Here is a 15961-nt window from a genome sequence, read left to right as displayed (position 1 = left end):
TCTTATACAGGAGGCAGATAAATATGGCAAAATATACTTGGGTTGAAAAAGACACATGCATCGCATGTGGCGCATGTGGCGCTACAGCACCTGATATTTATGATTACGATGATGAAGGATTGGCTGAAGTTATTTACAAGAGCGACAGCAACCATGGTAACGTGGAAATTGGTGAAGATTTGTATGATGATTTGCAGGACGCTTGTGATGGTTGCCCTACAGATTCTATCAAAATTGCAGATACTCCATTCAATAAAGAAGGCTAATTTTATTATTTACGCAGAAGGCATCTTTCTCCCCCTAGGGATCAGAAGATGCCTTTTTTGCGTATATCCAAAGACATAATTGATAGGATTCGAACGCGTGATCTTCCCTTGGACTAAGGAGGGCACTGCAATCTAGTCTGATTTTACCGATAATAGAAAGGAAGGATCGCCTAGGATTGGAGCGTTTTATATGAATTTATCTTATTTGAAAAAATATGTTCTACTTCATCCGGAGAATCGGATGGCATGGTATTTACTAGGCAAGGAATATGAGAAAAATGAACAAATCGGCAAAGCCAATTATTGTTATAACAAAGCCGGTCACATATATGAAGCATTTGAGAGTAGCAAAGTTCCAGCAGAAGTATGGGAAGAATATCAGGCTAAATTAATGGAAGCGACAGACCATAAGGAGAGACGGACGCGTAGAATAAGGCGCGCATGGCTTGCTGTGGTATTGCTACAGCTCTTGTGGATTCCATCGGTTGCTGCACCAAAGCATGTAGATCATAACTCCGACCTGACCATGGATGCTTACATAGAAAGGGATCTTTTAACCATAGATTCTTATACGAATGACGATGGGAGAGCTGATAGAATAGCCGTAGACTTTACAGCTAAAGCTTGGGGTCGTGTGAATTCCGATCGAGACGTAATCGGGGAATTTATGAGTAGTATGCCTTCTGGTGGACTAACAGGTGTGCTTGCGATGCGCCAACAAGGAAGTTGGCTGCTCTGGCATCAGGAGATGCCCGTCGTACTGAGCGTTGAACACCCCAGTAAAGGAGAACTAAGGGTACAAAGTCTAGAGCAGAAGGTCTGTGACTGTGAGCCGGCGGAGACAAAAGCATTACAACAATTAGCAAAGGTCTGGACGGTGCAGCAAGAGGCCAATGCCATTATTAATACTGCGATTCAGCACTACTTACAAGCAAAAGGACGCATGCCTGAGAGTCTGAATGCATTAACTAAGCCTTTTCCAGAAAATTGGGTGGCAGGTCGCAGTCCTGAACTCCGAGCCGCATTTGCCTTGATAACTCAGCCTAAAGGAACTAATTCTTCTACTGCGGCAGGGGCATCATTAGACTCAGGAAATCACAATAATAATAGCGAAGAGCAGGGCGTCAAGGGAAACCGCGCGGCAGTGGCCCAACGTTTTTTTGATCAACCTCTTGAAATTATCGTCGACAAAGCGCAACATCAATTGGCTTTGGTCAGTGGACATATTATCTTAAGGAGTTATTCCATTGGTCTGGGAGGAGTCAATACCCCAGAAGGTATATATCACATCACAGATAAAGTTATGAACCCGAATGGAAGATCGAATGGGGAGTTTGGAAGCCGAGGCATGCAATTATCAGATACGAATTATGCTATCCATGGAACGAATGCGCCGGACAGCATAGGCAAAGATCAGTCTCTCGGATGTGTTCGTATGCGTAAGGATGACGTAGAGGAACTGTTTGATATGGTACCCATGGGGACCAAAGTGTCCATTGGTAAAGGGAATTTGCCTCATCTTTCTCCTCAATCTGGATCTAAATTTAGCATACCGGATCGACAGGAGCAGACAAATCCCCGTAAAACGTATCATTGGCTAACATAAATTATTAATTAATTCGATCGTTGATTACTTCATTGTTTTATTTAGACACAGCAAGAAGCACGACGAGAGCTACGACGATGACACCTATAATAGTACTGACCCAAATAATTAGTTTTTTATTGACCTCTTCCTTCTTCTGATGCATTGTCGGTGGTATACGTTTGGTTGACACTAGGCCCAGGTCCCCTCTCATAAAACAAATCATTCATACAAATCTATTGTAATGGGAAGTTCATGAAATTTCTAGGCACAGAACAAGATGAACAATCTTCGTTTCAAAACTTTTCTTTTGCCGAAGAAAACGATAAACTTGATGAAGGGGCATAATGTCCATTGCATATGAACGGAGTGAATAGCATTGTTATACCGCAACTTTGGTAAGCCAATCTTCTTCAAATTAGATGCTGAGAAGGCGCATCATTTAGTTATTGGCGGATTACATACAACGGGGAAGCTCCCGGGCGGTGCGCCGCTACTACACATGATGTACGGTGTGAAGGAAATTCCTGAACTTGCCGTAGATTTGTTCGGTCTTCATTTTCCAACACCTGTAGGACTTGCCGCAGGTCTAGATAAAAATGCTGAAGCCGTGGCTGGATTCTCTGCTGTGGGGTTTGGCTTCATGGAAGTGGGCACCGTAACCCCGCTCGCCCAGCCTGGTAATGAACTGCCGCGTTTGTTCCGTCTACCTCCAGATGAAGCACTTGTGAATCGGATGGGCTTTAATAATCATGGAGCGAGCCAGATGGCGAGCCGATTGGAAGCATTGTCCGCAAGACCCATCCCTATCGCTGTCAATATTGGCAAAAATAAAGCGACGCCTAACGAGGAAGCGCATGTAGATTATGAGAAATGCATCGCAGCGCTCTATACGCAAGCTGATTTTTTTGTGGTTAATATAAGTTCACCAAATACGCCGGATTTGCGTAATCTACAGCATGGGAGTGAACTCGCTACGCTTTTGTCTGCCGTGATGCAGGAGATAGAGGTTCATAACGCTCGGATGGGGAAGAAAAAGGCTGTACTGGTCAAAATTGCACCGGATGTGAGCGATGAAGAACTGACCTTTATGGTAGATACGATTCAAAAGAGCGGAGTCTCAGGAATCATTGCTACAAATACGACGATTTCTAGAGAAGGTCTAACTCATGAGAATGCCAAGGAGACGGGGGGTCTTAGTGGTCGTCCCTTGACAGAGCGCTCTACAGAAATTATTGCCCGGATATATAAGCAGACGGAAGGAACTCTACCCATCATTGGTTCAGGAGGGATCTTTGATAGTCAGGATGCTTATGACAAAATCCGTGCAGGGGCGAGTCTAGTTGAGATATATACTGCCTTAATTTATAAAGGACCCGAGATCAATCGACAACTACATGCAGGACTTCTGGAACTGCTTAAGCGCGATGGTTTTAGTCATATCTCAGAAGCTGTAGGAGCCGATCATCGATAATTAGCCGGATACAGGACAGGAGGCACAGAGGATGAATGTTATAGATTGGGGAGCATTTTTGCTTCCGTATGAACAAGCCGTGGAAGAATTAAAAGTTAAATTCAAGACGATGCGTTCCGAACTTAAGAAGCTAGAAGAGTATGCACCGATCGAATTCGTAACCGGACGCGTGAAGAAGATATCCAGTATTTTGGACAAGGCGAAACGTCTAAATGTCCCGATGGATCAATTGGAGACAGGAATTGAGGATATCGCAGGTATTCGAATCATGTGTCAGTTCGCGGAGGATATTCGGAGAGTGGCTGAATATATTCGAAATCGCAAAGATTTGCAGGTGATATACGAGAAGGACTACATTACGAACTATAAAGATAGTGGGTATCGTAGTTTTCATATGATTGTAGAGTATCCTGTTCAGACTGCACTGGGTCAAAAACGAGTGCTAGCTGAGATTCAAATTCGTACTCTTGCTATGAACTTTTGGGCTACGATTGAGCATTCACTGAACTATAAGTTCAGAGAAAGCCTGCCAGGAGATATGAGAGAACGCTTGAAAAAAGCAGCGGAAGCGGCCTTTATTCTAGATAATGAAATGTCTAGTATCCGTCAAGAAATTTTGGATGCGCAGAAGAGCTTTGAGGATGATTCCAGTTTAATTACTCAAGTACTTGGTGCTATACACAAATTATATTTTTATCATCTCGTCTCAGAGGCTATCGAAGCACAGCGCAGGTTTAATGAATTATGGGAATTGAAAGATATGCATGCGATGAAGGAACTATCCGATGAAGTGAAGGGGCTGCTGAAGCAAGCCCGCAAAGCCGAGGATCCGGATGAGTTATGATCCGCTGTTTGTGGCGTATCTGATATATTTTAATCGGGATCAGGATTACTTTGAATGTCATGAAGTGCTTGAAGAATTGTGGCTGAAAGAAAATCGTAATCCGTTAATTAAAGGCTTACTTCAAGTAGCTGTGGGTATGTTTCATTTTCGTAGACATAATCTCTCAGGAAGTAGGAAAATGCTTCGTTCGGCGGCTGAGAAATTAGCTCATTATCCGGGAGATAGCTTGGGCATTAACCTTGGAAAATTAAGAGATGAGGTCTATGTGCTGATTACTGCCCTAGAGTCACAGCCGGAATCGCCCATTCCTTATTATGACATTCAGATTGAAATGATCGATATTCATTTGCAACAAGCTGTGGCGAGATCAGATAAAGCATGTCCACCCCATCTTCCCTTGCAGATTCACCCGCAGCGGGGAGACAAACATGCACTCAGAGATCAGCTCAGACCTAAATAATGCCAGCGGCCCGCTCCTCATTAATGTATGGGGAGCGGGCCGCTTGCGACTCAGGAAGGAATACCATGATATGAAGACAGCATTACCGGAGGCGTTCATAGAGCGAATGGAGCAGCTGCTTGGAGAGGAGTATACTTCTTTTATAGCTACCTATGACCAGCTTTATTACAGTGGTCTGCGCATTAACACGCTCAAAATTGCACCTGAAGCATTCGAAAAGAAGGTTCCTTTTAAGTTACAACCTATTCCTTGGTGCCCTACAGGATATTATACAGAAGATGGGGTGAAACCTGGCAAGCACCCCTACTATCATGCGGGACTCTACTATATTCAGGAACCCAGTGCTATGGCACCTGTAGAAGCACTGGATATTCAGCTGGATGACCGGGTATTGGACTTATGTGCAGCCCCAGGCGGAAAGTCCACGCAGATTGCCGCTAAGTTACAAGGTACAGGACTCCTCGTGACCAATGATATCAGTGCAGAACGTACCAAAGCTTTAGCTAAAAATATTGAACTTTATGGTGTCCGTAACGCTATTGTGTTAAATGATAGCCCTGAGCGTATTGCAAATGCCTTTCCTAACTTTTTTGATAGAATTTTAATTGATGCACCTTGTTCAGGCGAGGGGATGTTCCGCAAAGAGCCGGATATGGCTCGGCAATGGGAGAAACATTCGGTGGAGAAATGTGAATGGATGCAGCAGGATATTTTGAAATCGGCTTCAGCTCTACTTGCCCCGGGGGGAACGATCGTCTATTCGACGTGTACGTTCTCTCCAGAAGAGAACGAAGCGATGATTGCTTCATTTTTGGACGATCATGCGGAGTTTAATGTGATGGAAGTTCCTAAGTCATGGGGGACTGCTTCGGGTAGACCGGAGTGGATCGATTCGTCCAAGTCTAACGAATGGTCGGAAGAGTCCATTAAAGCGACAGCTAAATGCACAAGATTATGGCCCCATAAAATACAGGGTGAGGGTCATTTTGTAGCTGTTCTTCAGCATCAAGGGAAGCGAGCGGAGAGAAGCCATATTGCAATAGAGCCTGTATGTATTCAAAGTTCCGCTCCTCCTGCAGAGACCAAGCGAAATCGAACAGAATCGAAAGGCTCTCGTCGTGGATCCTCACTTCATCATAAAGATACACGGTCATCCATGAAGCCTGTTGCGGTAGAAAGCGAGATTTTAGATGGTTGGAATCAATTTGCTCAGGAAAATCTGAAGCTCGAAGATCCGGGAGTACCTGTTTTATATGGTTCAAATGTATATCTCTCTAGACTGCCCAAATCCAGCCTCAACGGTCTCAAAACCGTGAGACCTGGTTGGTATGTAGGCACGGTGAAGCATGGGCGGTTCATACCTGGCCACCCGCTTGCTGCGGCGCTCCGTTCTGATGAAGCCGTTCGATCGGTGAACCTGAGTATAGAGCAGGGAGAAGCAGTAAGGTACCTTAAAGGAGAGACCTTGGAGATATCGGCTGATCGAGTCCTGCGTAATGAAGATGTAGCCCCTAAGGGATTCGTTCTTGTGCTTGTAGATGGCATTTCGGCAGGCTGGGGAAAATGGTTGGACGGTATATTGAAGAATGAATATCCAGCAGGATGGAGGTGGACATAAATGGCTAATAGTAAAGGAAAGAAAACACAGCGAATCGATAAAATATTAGGTCATTTAGGAAAAGGCTCACGCTCGGACCTGAAAAAAATGGTCAAACAAGGTCGAATTACGCTTAATGGACAAGTCCTCAAAGATAGCGGTGCTCAGGCCGATCCCTATATAGATCAGATTGAAGTAGATGGTGAAGCTATCTTTTATCGAGAATTTGTGTACATCATGCTTCACAAACCCGCAGGTGTTGTCTCGGCAACGGAGGATCAGCGAGATCGTACAGTCATAGATTTGTTGCCTGAACAATATAAGTGTTTTGAATTGTTCCCTGTGGGCAGGTTAGATAAAGACACGGAAGGGTTGCTTCTGCTTACCAATGACGGGCAGCTTGCGCACGATCTTCTGTCTCCGCGCAAACATGTCCCCAAGACGTATTTTGCTAAGGTAGAAGGTCATGTAGGCGATCGTGAAGCGCAGCGTTTTGTGGATGGGGTTACGTTAGATGATGGCTATAAGACTTTACCCGCTCATTTGCAGGTGCTTCAACATGTGGAAAAGGATGATCGTAAGCTAAGTCTAATTGAGCTTACAATTTCGGAAGGGAAATTCCATCAGGTAAAGCGCATGTTTGAAGCCGTGGATTCCAAAGTATTGTTTCTCAAAAGAATCTCTATGGGTTCTCTTGCATTGGATGAAGAACTTCCTCTCGGGGCATCACGTGAACTTCACCCTGAAGAACTGGCTTCCTTGATGAATCGAGATATATTATAATTATGACATATAGAGAGGGTGGAGACATGAATTATAAATTGATTGCACTGGATGTAGATGGAACCTTGCTGAATGATAAGCATGAACTCACGCCTTCTACGGCCGAGACCATTCAACGTATAGCCGCGCAAGGTACGGAATTTGTACTGTGTACAGGCCGGGCTCCGCTCAGCTGTATTCCTTTCATGGAGACCATGGGTCTCGAAGGATATGTCATTACGCATAATGGAGCGGCAACCGTAGATGTGAAGACGCGTGACATTGTACACGAGTTCGCAATTGATGCACAAGGATTATTGCCTTATATGGATTACTGCCGTAGACATGGAGTTCATTTTGATGTGAACACCACATACGGCTTGTACGTCGACCATTTAGACCAAATGACTTCCGAAGTTCTGGCTATGTATCATCAGTTCATGATCGAACCTCAGGATATGCCCATCTGGGCAGACTTTAAGGAACCGATTGTGAAGTTAACCGCTTCAGGTCCATCGGATCAGATGGAGCGTGTGTTTGCAGAGTGGAGTCTGTGGAACCCAGAATTTAATATGCTGCGTAGTGGAGACTATTTTATTGACCTGATGCATCCTGATTCTTCAAAAGGAAATGCTTTGAAGCAGTTGGCGACATCAAGAGGTCTTGCGTCAGAAGAAGTTATGGCTATTGGTAATTTCTATAATGATATAACGATGCTTACATTTGCAGGACTTGGGATAGCTATGGACAATTCTCCAGCTGAAGTAAAAGCAGCGGCTAAGGAAGTTACAGCTTCTAACAATGATGAAGGTGTGCGGCTCGCGCTGGAGAAATTCTGCTTGTCCGAGACTCCTTCCGCCTAGGAACATTCATCACTGGTAATGCACATTCTAGATCGAAAGTTATCTAGTAATGTACAATCTAAATCGAAAGTTATCTAGTATGTACATTCTAATCGACATAAAAAAGAACTTGTTCGTATCATTCAGATGATGCCTTCAAGTTCTTTTTTGCTATGAACTGAAAATGGATGTTCCAAGTGGCGTATGTCATAATGGATAAAGGCGGTACGTCGTCCGAACTAACTAAAGGAAGGGGCTTTGATTGTGAAACTGCTACAAGCACTTTTCTTCCCGCCCGAACAACCTGGTGGGGTATCTTCTATGATTCCTTACATGCAAGAACGGTTCAATCCTCCCCACTGGGAGATGGAGCTATTCTCTATCCCAAGAAGGATACGAAGCAAAGGAAAGGACCCTGTCGAGTTTCATACCTTTGACTGGACCGTCTACGAAGAGAGTCCCATTGTTCAAAAGTACATTCAAACCTACCGAGATTACTTATGGTGGACGAAGCTTAGAATTCAAAAGCGATACGACTTGATCCATGCGCACCACCCGATTGCGGGACTTGCGATGAAGCAGGTATTTCCGGATACGCCTGTAATTCAGACAGTTCACTCTAGCTATGAACGCGAATTACTATTGAATGGCAAAATAGAAGAAGGGGGTTTGGAACATCAGTTCCTAGTCTCCATATATAAAGAGTTAGAGCATCGGACAGATCGTATGCTTACGGTGTCTAGATCATTTCTAGATTACATGGCGCCTTATGTTAATAGGCCTGAGGATGTCGGGATTATCTCGAATGGTTTTGATGAACGGAGATTTAAGCCGGTCTCTCACGAGAATGAAGTAGCCCAGCTTGTTACGGTATGTCGTTTGGTCCCTGCGAAGGGTCTAGACATCTTACTTCGGGCTTGTGCTGAACTAAAACGTAAAGGTCATCCGTATGTGCTTCATATCATTGGGGATGGTCCGATTCGGCCTGAACTCGAAGCAATGGCTCAGGAACTTGGAATTTATAACGAAACCATATTTTATGGCTATACGCTACATCCAGAGGAATTTATGCCTTTTTTTGATATCTTTGTCTTACCTTCAAGAGCGGAAGCTTTCGGCTCCGTATTTGCAGAAGCAGCTCTCTGCTGCCTAGCTTTGGTGGGAACTCATGTAGGCGGCATTGCAGAACAAATCGAGAATGGTGTGGGGGGACTTTTGGTTCCTCCAGAAGATCCCCAAGCTCTTGCAGATGCTCTAGAAAAAGTAATTGTTGATCCCTCTTATCGCTATGCACTGGCTCGAATGGGTTGGGACAAAGCGAAGAGTCAATACTCAATTGCTCGTTCTGTACATGAGCTAAAGAAATTATATTTACAGTATTCTTCATAGTCACATACCCTGATTTACAGAGTAGGTTTCTCTCGACGATATAGAATCAACATTACGACCCAGATTAAGCTGAATAAACCAAACAATGGGTAGAGAACCGAGAGCAGCGAACTGAATCCGAATTGACTAGTTACATAGCAGATCAATAGGAGAATCAGAGACAGCAGTTTGGGAGAGATCCGAAGACGCTGACGTAGCTGTAAAGACACTCCGTAAATATCAGCTACAAAGGTACTGAAAATCTCTAAGAAAATTAGAATGACATAGACGATTCGCACGGCTGCACCTAGATGATTTGCAATATTGCCCATAGGGATTTCATATTGGGTGATACCTGGCATTTGAGCAGATAAGGCAAAGTGCCCAGCCATAAGCAGAAAACCAACACCGATTCCGCCCATAATACCGCCCCATATAAGAACCTTTCGGCTTGTAGTGTGGCTTCCAATCGGGACAAGGACGGCTTGGGCCATTCCTAGGTTAAATGCGGTATACATAAATGGAGCGGCCCAAGCTGCCGTTGTACTCGCGTCCGTCGAAATAGTCATAAACCGAGTGGCTCCAGGCAAGCCAACGGTATTTAAAATAATGATTATAGAGAGCAGTAACATGAGCGGAACGACAATAGAGTTTAATTGAAGAATAGCTTGCATCCCGCGGTGGAGGAGCAAATATGTACCTACTAGCGTAATTAGTAGTCCGGTCTGGTAATGGAATCCTAAGTTCTCCATAAATACAGAGCCGGCCCCAGCGAGCATAACACTGTTCACACCCATCAATACGAGTAAGGTAAAAAGGCTTATCCATCCACCGGTTCGCTGGCCAAATAATTTGCGGTTCAGATCCTCATAGGATTCCGCTTTAATGTCATGTGCGAGGAGCATCATTTTAGTTCCCAGCCAGATGAATAGTCCCGAAGCAATGAGAATCGTCAGGGCTCCTATGCGGCCATATTGCGTGAAAAAGGTGATGATTTCTTGGCCCGTGGCGAACCCAGCGCCTACAATGGTGCCGATATAAGTAAAGCCAATTTGCAGCACTTTCAAGGCATTTTTCATGATTTTCCTCCTATCGGTTAGATCGAGCGGTTCGGGGGTAACTTTCAATAAGACACGACTACCGAATCAACCGGTTCTGTGCTATATATAGTACAAGGTATGTAAGTAGGGCTGAGGACATGACTGGAACCTGTCCGGCTAGTCCAAGTCGTGCGTTTTGTTCAGAAAGGTGAGGTTAACTAGTGAGTGTAATCATGACCTATCTCCATCACTATGGTTATTTGGCCATGTACGGATTGTTAGCGCTGGGATTCGTAGGCATACCTGTTCCGGATGAGACGCTTGTCGTCACGTTTGGCGGCTTAACTGCCGAAGGGCATTTTGTATTTTGGATTGCATTACTGATGACTTTTCTGGGCAGTATGACGGGAATGATGCTAAGTTACACGGTTGGACGGGTTATTGGTACACCGCTGCTTCACAAGTTTGGGAAGTGGATTTTTATCACGCCTAGCAGGCTTGAGAAGACCGAGAAATGGTTCGCTAAGTACGGGAATTGGAGCGTGCTTTTTGGTTACTTTGTACCGGGATTAAGGCAGGTTACCTCCTATCTCTCAGGTGTCTACCGTCTGCCTCTACCTGTATATTTGACCTATGCCGGGATTGGATCAGCCATCTGGTGTACAACCTTCATGTGTATAGGAAGTCTAGTAGGACATAACTGGAGAAAAATCGCTATCTACCTGCATCATCACGTATGGCGGATGTCTCTCTTGGTGCTCACAATCTTATTAATTGGACTAATATTATATTTCTTCTACAAACATTTGAAGAGCTTACGAGCTAGTAAAAAAGAAAATTTGAAATAACGGTCAGGGGGAATTTCCATGGAATCATTGAAAAAACGAATCTTGGAAGAAGGCGTGGTGGTCTCAGATCAGGTTCTTAAGCTTGATGGACTGCTGAATCACCAAGTAGATCCCCAGCTTACAATGGACATGGGCAAAGAATTTGCAAGGATGTTTCGTGAGGATGGAGTAACACGGGTGGTGACGGTAGAATCTTCTGGTATCGCGATCGCTTTTGCCACCGCCTTTGAACTAGGTGTACCTCTAGTATTTGCCCGTCGCAAAAAGACACTATTGGCTGATCCCGATGCGTTATGCGAGCGTGTTCCTTCTTTTACTAAGGGCATCGTTACAGATATTTTACTATCTCGCCAATATATTTCGGAGAATGATCGCATATTGTTCATTGATGATATTATCGCAAATGGAGATGCTGCGCGGGGGCTCGTACGAATTATCCAACGTTCGGGTGCCGAGTTAGTTGGCGTCGGAATTGTCGTCGAGAAAAGCTTTCAAGCTGGAGCTAAGGCGATTCGAGAACAAGGAATCCGATTGGAATCCTTGGTAAAAATCACCTCGCTTGATGGAGGTTCCATAGCTTTTGAAGATTAGGCATATTCATCAAATTTAAGAACAATCCTTTGCAGAGCCTTGCTTTTCGTTTATAATGAAGAGTAAGTAGGGAGAGGAGGCAACTACATGGGAGAACAACAACCCGTAGTTAATGCAGAATTTTTTGTTGCAAAATTAAGTGAAGCTAAAATTACTTTTGAGCGTGCCTTGGATTGCAAACATACAGAATTTGACGACCTTTATCCCTATATGCTCGAACATCCGCAGTTTTTTTGGTACAAACGATATGTAGCTTGGTCGCAATTGCTGACGATTGCAGGATTGTGCGATGAGCTTTCCTTCCCTTGGAGAGAACAGTTCAGTCCACAGCAAGTGGCTTATGTAGAACAACGTGTCATGTCTGCGAAGGTGTTGGATTTCTGGTTCGAGAAGAACGACAGTAAAGAACACGCACAAAGATAATTGCTGGGAAGTGTCGGAGCCGGTTAGGTTTCATACGCGGGCTGTGACCGCACGACCCGCATCCAGGCAGGCTGTATTCCGGGATCTCCTCGGCATACGGCCTGTTTATATTTAACCTGAGTAGGGTAAATTATGGGCTGGATATAGATTGAGAAGGAGGGGCAGATCATGATTAGCGATGAACAGTTAGATGCTTACCGATTATCTGGAGAAAAGGTACGGGTCGTAAGAGACGGGCTAGATACGAATGATATACGAGGAATTGTCGTAGCTTGGAACGATACTCAAGTGATGATTCGCAGGCCCAACCGCAACGTGGTCAAATTAGACCGAAATTATATCATTCAACCTTCAAAAGAAAAACGGATTTCTCCTTTGGATGAAAGCATATAAATCCCTATTTCCGGACAACGTAGAAGAAGTAACTTAACAGCTATAGTTGATCCTGAAGAAGGGGAGTGCAGGAATTGTCTTTGACAGAAGATAAGGTAAAGGCTTATAAAGATGGGATTCACGATTTTGGCCAAGCTTTGCCTGATGTAGCTGAGGCTTATCATGAATTCACAGGTAAAGCCTTAGCAGCCGGTGAATTGGATGCTAAGACCAAACAATTGATCGCTTTGGGCATTAGTCTATTCAATAACAATGAAATATGCACATTTTATCATACGGGGGAAGCTCGGTCCAAGGGAGCAAGCGATGCAGAAATTCGGGAGACTGTAGCAGCAGCGGCGGCGGTCAGCTCCGGGCATATTTTGTCCCAAGGTGTAACTCGTGTTCAGAAGGCAATTGCAGATCATGGATAGGTAAAAAGGAGAGCTGTCTGGAGACCCGGACAGCTTTTTGCGTTTTTAATTGTTGCCAAGTTATTTCAATCTGTTAAATAAGAAGGTTGTTAGCGAGTACTAAGTACCGTTTCGGTAGGTTGAATACTGAGATAAGCTTTCATTCGTTCAGGCATTTCATTTCGGAGAGAAGACCACAGAATGCGCATCGTCCCTTCATACTTACGGCAACGATAATGAGCTTCTATTCCATCTATGTCTTGCGTAAGTCTATAGATACGAATGTTCTGCTTCCGTAGTTCGTTTTTAACTTCAGATTGGAGTATACTCACTCGTTCTATACCCTCCCCAATCATACTCACGTATACCTCCGGGCTTTTCAGAAGCCCACTTTGTTCTAAAATTTTAGCATCTCGCTCAAAAACTTTTCGAATGAACATCAGGGCCAAACTACTCTTTATCATGGATAGCTCAGCCGAAGTAATCTGAGGGACAGCCATTATTCATCACCACCTAATACGAACTTATGTTCTTATTCTAACCTTTAGAATTAGATTTAATCAATGGTAAAATATAATAAAAGGTTGTTGACTTGCTTAGTTCTAACGTGATAATATATTTAAGCGTGGTTGAGACGCGCATGGATTTAACACGACGCATAAGTAGTTAGAATTAGCGGATATAATTTCGTTAGCCTAACTTATGCCTTCCGAAAAAATCCTTGTGAAGCTAGTCGAATATTACGTGTAGTACAGCGGTTTAACACCGCGCCAAACATGCGGTCGTGGCGGAATTGGCAGACGCGCACGGTTCAGGTCCGTGTGGGCTAACCCCCGTGGAGGTTCGAGTCCTCTCGACCGCACCAACCTTACATCTAACAGGCTCGTAAATTGCTCTTGCAGCAGTTTACGAGCCTTTTTTATTTACAATTTAATAATCGCAAAAACATGACAATGCAGAAAAATAGATCTAGTTTAAAACTTATTACTGGCGAATGAACATGTTTCATAATAAATTCATGTTGACATTAAGAGAGCTATTGGATGGGTATTCAAATTATGCAATTATTATTTTGATGTTCAAGCCACTCCAGAAATAATTAATAAAAACGCAAATTCAACAGATACTAAAAGGCAAAACTACGAAAGGTACAAATACATTTTGATGGGTTGAGGGAAAATATTTATTAAATAGCAACTACATGAAAAGAATATTAAAAGGTGCGAAATATAGTTCAACATCATGAGATGAACAAGAAGTCAGGAGAGTGGCATAGTGAACAACAATTTTAAGCACAGACCCAATTTCTATAAATTAAAGCTGACGATGGCCGCTTTAGTGTTGGTCATGATAGGGTATACCCCTAAAGCAGAAGCAGAGCAAGGCGCACCATCGGCTACCCTTATGCACATAAAAGGAGAACAGGCAAAAGGTTCATCAGCGGCTCTTGTCCACACAGAACAACCAACTAAAAAGCTAGCCGTCATTATCGATGATTTAGGCAATAACATGGTGGGAACCGAACAGATTATGGCGATGCCGGTCAAATTGACCGTGGCCGTTATGCCATTCCTTCCCTCGACAGAGAAAGATGCAAGGCTTGCTCATGAGAAGGGATTTGATGTTCTGCTACACCTTCCGATGGAACCCAAACAAGGACGAGCTAGTTGGCTAGGACCTGGTGCAATCCTGTCGAGTCTTACGGATGCAGAGGTGAGGTCACGAGTAGAGAAGGCGATTGATAATGTTCCTTATGCGGTGGGGATTAATAACCATATGGGATCAAAAATTACAGCAGATGAACGCATTATGTCTATCGTGTTAGATGTATGCAAAGAGCGCGGGTTATTTTTTGTGGATAGTAAGACGAACTATAGATCTATTGTGGGTAAACTATGCAGAGCCAAAGGACTGCCTCAGGTAGATAATCATATTTTTTTAGATGATGTCGCTTCAGAAGCTGCAATTGCCAGACAAATCGAAAAAGTAGCGGAATTTTTAAAGATACATGAAAGCTGCGTAACGATCGGTCATGTGGGCCATTCAGGCAAAAAAACAGCCTCCGTTCTTAGACAGTCGATAGAGAAGCTGCAGAAAGAGGCTCAGTTCGTTGGGGTGAGTGATTTGGCTAGAGAACAAGGAAAGCCTAATATAATCCTTCCGTAAGTAATGCCATGCCTACCGCTCATTTGGAAATAATGCCTACCCATCTGGCAGAATGAATACACATCTATTTAGACTCTGGAAAGCAGGATACATCTGTGAACCGGGGTCTATTTTATATTTCTGTAAAATAGGCCGTAATACCCGAAGCTATTGCTTCAGCTAATTCCGTCTGTCCCTTCGTACGTACCATAATCGAGCGGTCGAGCGGGTTGCTGAGGAAACCCATCTCTACAATGACAGCGGGTACTTCTGTATGTTTGAGTAGATAAAAAGGTTTGCCTAATACCGGAGAAGAGTTGATGTCATAATAATGGTCTAAATGATCTTGAATGGCATGGGCTAGTAAAACGCTTCGACCTTCATCTTGATGAAGTACGAGGGCACCTCGCTTGATCGAGTTACGTCCCCAGTTCACATGGAGGCTTACTACGACAGCTGTAGTAATTTCTTGACTCAAGCCTTTACGTTGAGCCAGATCTCGCATATGCCGAGATCGGCTTTTTAGCCAACGGTTGTCATCGCTTAGCGCGTAATCTTCTGATCGATTAAGTACGGCCTTGAACCCTTGGCTACGAAGAATCATATACAATTTGCGACTGACATCTAGGTTAATATCCTTTTCCAAAATTTTTTCAAATGAAGTACCGCCATCAATTCCGCCATGTCCCACATCAATGAGAACAACAGAATCCGGAAAAGCGTGTTTGGCTAATCGTTCAATATCTTGAGGTTTGGCTTGAACTTCACTGCTCCAAGGAGTGAAGCAGGACAGTGCGATACTGGCTGCCAATAATAAACTTGTTTTACGTTTCACTTTGTCACTTGCCCCTCTTCAGTTCATTTTCTATAGAATGAGCCAATTATGGATAGATCATGCACGTTCAAAGGGATTATGACGTTCAGAAGTGGT

19 protein-coding genes and 1 tRNA gene are annotated in these 15961 nt (G+C 43.9%); 16 read left to right on the top strand and 4 right to left on the bottom strand.

The window, feature by feature from the left end; all coding sequences use genetic code 11:
* The first annotated feature begins 23 nt into the window (after window positions 1-23).
* Both J2Z69_RS11255 and J2Z69_RS11250 read left to right on the top strand, forming a co-directional pair.
* On the top strand, window positions 24-266 hold the full coding sequence (locus tag J2Z69_RS11255; RefSeq protein ID WP_209862281.1) for a ferredoxin: 243 nt from the start codon (window positions 24-26) through the stop codon (window positions 264-266).
* A gap of 190 nt (window positions 267-456) precedes the next feature.
* Window positions 457-1872: a L,D-transpeptidase gene (locus J2Z69_RS11250; RefSeq protein WP_209862278.1), complete on the top strand. Its 1416-nt coding sequence runs from the start codon at window positions 457-459 to the stop codon at window positions 1870-1872.
* 37 nt (window positions 1873-1909) lie between these two features.
* On the opposite strand, the gene J2Z69_RS19310 is transcribed toward J2Z69_RS11250, so the two are convergent.
* Window positions 1910-2044 carry a hypothetical protein gene (locus J2Z69_RS19310; protein ID WP_281069404.1) on the bottom strand — a complete coding sequence of 45 codons (135 nt, stop codon included), beginning with the start codon at window positions 2042-2044 and terminating at the stop codon, window positions 1910-1912.
* Window positions 2045-2230: 186 nt separating this feature from the next.
* On the opposite strand from J2Z69_RS19310, the gene J2Z69_RS11245 reads away from it, so the two are divergent.
* The 7 genes from J2Z69_RS11245 (at window position 2231) to J2Z69_RS11215 (ending at window position 9219) form a co-directional block, all read left to right on the top strand.
* The gene (locus J2Z69_RS11245; RefSeq protein WP_209862275.1) at window positions 2231-3325 is read left to right on the top strand and encodes a quinone-dependent dihydroorotate dehydrogenase; all 1095 of its coding nucleotides are present in this window, start codon (window positions 2231-2233) and stop codon (window positions 3323-3325) included.
* A gap of 31 nt (window positions 3326-3356) precedes the next feature.
* Complete coding sequence (gene yjbM, locus J2Z69_RS11240) at window positions 3357-4169, top strand: GTP diphosphokinase (RefSeq protein ID WP_209862272.1); 813 nt, start codon at window positions 3357-3359, stop codon at window positions 4167-4169.
* Window positions 4159-4629, top strand: coding sequence for a DUF309 domain-containing protein (locus J2Z69_RS11235; RefSeq protein ID WP_209862269.1), 471 nt, complete (start codon window positions 4159-4161; stop codon window positions 4627-4629). Before yjbM ends, J2Z69_RS11235 begins: the two co-directional genes overlap by 11 nt.
* A gap of 70 nt (window positions 4630-4699) precedes the next feature.
* Window positions 4700-6247 carry an RsmB/NOP family class I SAM-dependent RNA methyltransferase gene (locus J2Z69_RS11230; protein WP_209862266.1) on the top strand — a complete coding sequence of 516 codons (1548 nt, stop codon included), beginning with the start codon at window positions 4700-4702 and terminating at the stop codon, window positions 6245-6247.
* Window positions 6248-7009, top strand: a complete 762-nt coding sequence (locus J2Z69_RS11225; protein ID WP_209862263.1) for a pseudouridine synthase — start codon at window positions 6248-6250, stop codon at window positions 7007-7009.
* Between the two features lie 26 nt (window positions 7010-7035).
* Window positions 7036-7851 carry a Cof-type HAD-IIB family hydrolase gene (locus J2Z69_RS11220; RefSeq protein WP_209862261.1) on the top strand — a complete coding sequence of 272 codons (816 nt, stop codon included), beginning with the start codon at window positions 7036-7038 and terminating at the stop codon, window positions 7849-7851.
* 243 nt (window positions 7852-8094) lie between these two features.
* Window positions 8095-9219 carry a glycosyltransferase family 4 protein gene (locus tag J2Z69_RS11215; protein ID WP_209862258.1) on the top strand — a complete coding sequence of 375 codons (1125 nt, stop codon included), beginning with the start codon at window positions 8095-8097 and terminating at the stop codon, window positions 9217-9219.
* 14 nt (window positions 9220-9233) lie between these two features.
* Here J2Z69_RS11215 and J2Z69_RS11210 read toward each other — a convergent pair whose 3' ends face one another.
* Window positions 9234-10277: a YkvI family membrane protein gene (locus J2Z69_RS11210; protein WP_209862255.1), complete on the bottom strand. Its 1044-nt coding sequence runs from the start codon at window positions 10275-10277 to the stop codon at window positions 9234-9236.
* 182 nt (window positions 10278-10459) lie between these two features.
* Between J2Z69_RS11210 and J2Z69_RS11205 the strand changes: the two genes are divergently transcribed.
* From J2Z69_RS11205 to J2Z69_RS11185, 5 genes are all read left to right on the top strand, one after another.
* Window positions 10460-11086, top strand: a complete 627-nt coding sequence (locus J2Z69_RS11205; RefSeq protein ID WP_209862253.1) for a DedA family protein — start codon at window positions 10460-10462, stop codon at window positions 11084-11086.
* An 18-nt stretch (window positions 11087-11104) separates the two neighbouring features.
* On the top strand, window positions 11105-11677 hold the full coding sequence (locus J2Z69_RS11200) for a xanthine phosphoribosyltransferase (protein WP_209862250.1): 573 nt from the start codon (window positions 11105-11107) through the stop codon (window positions 11675-11677).
* Window positions 11678-11764: 87 nt separating this feature from the next.
* Window positions 11765-12100, top strand: coding sequence for a hypothetical protein (locus J2Z69_RS11195; protein WP_209862247.1), 336 nt, complete (start codon window positions 11765-11767; stop codon window positions 12098-12100).
* Window positions 12101-12268: 168 nt separating this feature from the next.
* Entirely contained in the window at window positions 12269-12493 is a 225-nt protein-coding gene (locus J2Z69_RS11190; RefSeq protein ID WP_209862245.1) for a hypothetical protein, read from the top strand.
* A 74-nt stretch (window positions 12494-12567) separates the two neighbouring features.
* Entirely contained in the window at window positions 12568-12906 is a 339-nt protein-coding gene (locus J2Z69_RS11185; protein WP_209862242.1) for a carboxymuconolactone decarboxylase family protein, read from the top strand.
* 89 nt (window positions 12907-12995) lie between these two features.
* Here the strand turns inward: J2Z69_RS11185 and J2Z69_RS11180 are convergent, their stop codons facing one another.
* Window positions 12996-13385: a YhjD family protein gene (locus tag J2Z69_RS11180; protein WP_209862239.1), complete on the bottom strand. Its 390-nt coding sequence runs from the start codon at window positions 13383-13385 to the stop codon at window positions 12996-12998.
* A gap of 278 nt (window positions 13386-13663) precedes the next feature.
* On the opposite strand from J2Z69_RS11180, the gene J2Z69_RS11175 reads away from it, so the two are divergent.
* Together J2Z69_RS11175 and J2Z69_RS11170 are read left to right on the top strand one after the other, a co-directional pair.
* A tRNA-Leu gene (locus J2Z69_RS11175) sits at window positions 13664-13750 on the top strand.
* A gap of 410 nt (window positions 13751-14160) precedes the next feature.
* On the top strand, window positions 14161-15051 hold the full coding sequence (locus J2Z69_RS11170; RefSeq protein WP_342591581.1) for a divergent polysaccharide deacetylase family protein: 891 nt from the start codon (window positions 14161-14163) through the stop codon (window positions 15049-15051).
* A gap of 112 nt (window positions 15052-15163) precedes the next feature.
* Here J2Z69_RS11170 and J2Z69_RS11165 read toward each other — a convergent pair whose 3' ends face one another.
* Window positions 15164-15865 (bottom strand): N-acetylmuramoyl-L-alanine amidase family protein, encoded by a 702-nt coding sequence (locus J2Z69_RS11165; RefSeq protein ID WP_209862236.1) that lies wholly within the window; start codon window positions 15863-15865, stop codon window positions 15164-15166.
* Window positions 15866-15961: the final 96 nt, after the last annotated feature.

Origin of the sequence: Paenibacillus shirakamiensis, from assembly GCF_017874255.1 — a bacterium.
Classification (GTDB): Bacteria; Bacillota; Bacilli; order Paenibacillales; family Paenibacillaceae; genus Fontibacillus; species Fontibacillus shirakamiensis.
Note: the sequence above shows the minus strand (reverse complement) of the source record. Positions and strands in the feature narration are given on the sequence as shown.